Raw genomic sequence first — 2,811 nt, forward strand, 5'->3', positions numbered from 1 at the left:
GCAAAACGGTGGGTAGTGCAGTTTACGATCGATGTCTTCGGCGAACCTAGCCGCTCAACTACCTTGGCATCTAGCAGCAGTTCGCAGGTGGCTTGGTCCAGCAATCCGTTGCTGATGCCGTTTGCTCAACCCAGCAATGGACGATCGAGCCACATCAATGTTGCACGGCAGGAGCGATCGACATTGGTTCAGCATCTTCAGGCGTTGGAGAGCGAGCTACAGCAGCAGCAACCGGGCTATCAGGAAGCAGCAAAGGCTTACCTGACGCTGATTTTGGTCAAAATTGCCCGTCTAACCGCAAATGGCAGTCCTCCTTTTCAGGCACACCCTCTTTTGGCTGAGGTGTTTCGGGTGATCGAAGCGCGTTACGCTGAACCCATTTCTACAGCAGATGTGGCACGAGCCGTGGGAAGATCTCCCAGCTATTTGACGACGAAGGTTCGCCGCCTTACAGGTCGAACGCTAATGGCATGGATTGCGGAGTGGCGCATTGCAGAAGCCCGACGGCTGTTGTTGCAGACGAATCAACCATTGACTGCGATCGCGGCACAAATTGGGTATCGAGACGTAAGCGGGTTCATTCGCTTATTTCGCCGAATGTATGGCATCTCTCCCACAGAGTGGCGACGCGCAAATCGTTGAGGATCGAGCGTTTGCAATTCTGTAGCCTGGTCCTCGGGCAGCGAGTATTGCAAACTCCGAATGAAGCCTTCTACAAGCGCAAACTCCCCACCCACCGATGACTACTGAATTCAGTACAGAGGAGAGCTACTTTTCTGGCTAAGATCGCTACTGTAGTTAACCTAGAAAAGCCTAAAGCGCTTTACAGTCCCTTAGAAGCAAGTCGCTAAGCTGCGAGTTATACTTAAGGCAGAGAATAACTACGTCCACGATCGAGGGATTTGGCAGGATGGCTTATGTGAACATCCTGATTGTTGAGGATGAGCATGTGATCGCGCTGGACATGAAGCGTCAATTGGTCACTCTCGGCTATAACGTTCAACTGGCAAACTCTGCTGACGCCGCATTCGACATTGCTGCAAAGACCCAGTTAGATTTGGTGTTGATGGATATACGCATACGCGGTGAGATGGATGGGATCACGGCAGCGACGCAGCTGCAATCGCGCTTCAACCTGCCCATAGTGTACGTCACCGCCCATGCAGATGCTGCAACGCTAGAGCAAGCCAAAGCAACGCAGCCGTTTGGCTATGTTGTCAAACCCTTTGATTTTCAAAGCTTGAGTACCGCAGTCGAAATTGCGCTTTCCCGTCATGCTGCGGAGTCCACTATCCAAAAATCCCTCCAGCGAGAGCGCGAACTCAAAGAGCTCAAATCGCGGCTGATGACAATTGTTTCCCATGAGTTGCGCAATCCGCTAAGTGCCATTCAGTTCACGCTTGACCTGCTGGAACGAGACGATATACCGCTTGAGCAAGACAGACGACATCGCTGTATCCGGCGGGCTAGAACAGCGGTAGAAGTCATAAATCAACTTCTAGACGAGATTCTGATTCTGAGTGAAGTGGAAGCGGGTGAGCTGACTTGTCGTCTGATGCCGCTCGACCTCAGCGAGTTCTGCCGTGAGTTGGTCAACGAATTTCAGCTTGTGACGCCAGAGCACACCTTAGTCTTTCAGGTTAGCGGTTGCCCACCTGAGACAAGGACGCTTTACCGATTTGATGAAAAGCTGCTCCGCTACATTCTGACTAATCTACTCTCGAATGCGATTAAATATTCACCTCAAGGCGGCGAAGTCCGACTCGAGTTGATCTGGGAACCGCAAACCGTCACCTTGCAGATTCACGATCGCGGTATCGGGATTGCTGCCGTCGATCATAGCAAGCTGTTTGAGCCATTCCAACGGGGCAGCAACGTGGGTTCTATTCCAGGAACGGGCTTAGGACTATCCATCGTTCAGCAGTGCGTCAAAACGCACCAAGGCACGATCGCTGTAGAGAGCGCGATCGACATTGGCACCACGTTTACAGTTACGCTGAAGTACCAGTAGCTGCGCGGTTAGTCGGTGGTAAACCTGGCAAAGGTCAATTAACCCTGCGGCGCGTTGCGGTAGCCGTAGAAATTGATGTGGTAGTCAGTAATGCGCACACCCGTTTGCTGCTCAATTTGCTCAATCAGCGACGCGGGCAGCTCTACATGCACATCAAGAATCTGATTCGTGTCTACACAGTTCACGTGGCTGTGCGAGTCGCTGACGTTGCCATACAGCCGACCGTCCGATCGCTCAATACATTCAATAATGCCTTGACCCGACAGCGCTTCTAGGTTTTGATAAACCGAAGTGTGCCCAATATCTTTGCCTTGGCGGTTGAGCCGATCGTAGATTTCCCTTGCAGACAGGTGCTCTCTCTCCTGCCACAGCAGTTCTAGGATGAAGCGACGCTGGCGACTTAAGCGCATTCCTAGAGTCTGGCAGCGATCGAGCGCATCCTCAAGAGATCGAATTGGTTTGGAAGCTACTACATCGCTTTGCATAAAAACTCTCTTTTAATAGATGTATCGCTGAGAACGTTCCCTAGCTATAGTTCTATCACACGCTAAAACAAACTCGCTACAACTTTACCTTACTTGTTAATCGTAGCAATCAAAGACAGGAGCTAGCTTTCAGCAGGAATGTGTTGAGACGCTGTTCTGAGTTGGTGAACGTATCGAGCTAGAGAAAGACGGATGATTCCCTTAGAACTTAGAACTCCGTCGCGTCCCACTTGCTTCAAAATGAAGGTAGAAACGTTACCATCAGTCCCGGAAATTATGACCGTTTTTTCGTTGCGTGTGTCCCTTCGCTCGATC

4 protein-coding genes are annotated in these 2,811 nt (G+C 51.0%); 2 read left to right on the top strand and 2 right to left on the bottom strand.

Translation table 11 applies throughout. The annotated features are described in order from the left end of the window. Together H6F43_RS01580 and H6F43_RS01585 are read left to right on the top strand one after the other, a co-directional pair. Nucleotides 1–642 (top strand): AraC family transcriptional regulator (locus tag H6F43_RS01580; RefSeq protein WP_190340269.1); only part of this gene is annotated, 642 nt, incomplete at its 5' end. A gap of 268 nt (nt 643–910) precedes the next feature. Continuing rightward, entirely contained in the window at nt 911–2,011 is a 1,101-nt protein-coding gene (locus H6F43_RS01585; RefSeq protein ID WP_190340270.1) for an ATP-binding protein, read from the top strand. Between the two features lie 38 nt (nt 2,012–2,049). On the opposite strand, the gene H6F43_RS01590 is transcribed toward H6F43_RS01585, so the two are convergent. Next, nucleotides 2,050–2,496: a Fur family transcriptional regulator gene (locus H6F43_RS01590; protein WP_190340271.1), complete on the bottom strand. Its 447-nt coding sequence runs from the start codon at nt 2,494–2,496 to the stop codon at nt 2,050–2,052. Between the two features lie 122 nt (nt 2,497–2,618). Then, nucleotides 2,619–2,811, bottom strand: a 193-nt coding sequence (locus H6F43_RS21945) for a hypothetical protein (protein ID WP_206754528.1), incomplete at its 5' end; no start/stop codon positions are given.

Source organism: Leptolyngbya sp. FACHB-36 (assembly GCF_014695955.1).
GTDB lineage: Bacteria > Cyanobacteriota > Cyanobacteriia > Leptolyngbyales > Leptolyngbyaceae > FACHB-36.

Bases quoted from the DNA above. Each gene is read 5' to 3' on its own strand.
- H6F43_RS01585 (WP_190340270.1), top strand. From the start codon at position 911: ATGGCTTATGTGAACATCCTGATTGTTGAGGATGAGCATGTGATCGCG.
- H6F43_RS01590 (WP_190340271.1), bottom strand. From the start codon at position 2,496: ATGCAAAGCGATGTAGTAGCTTCCAAACCAATTCGATCTCTTGAGGAT.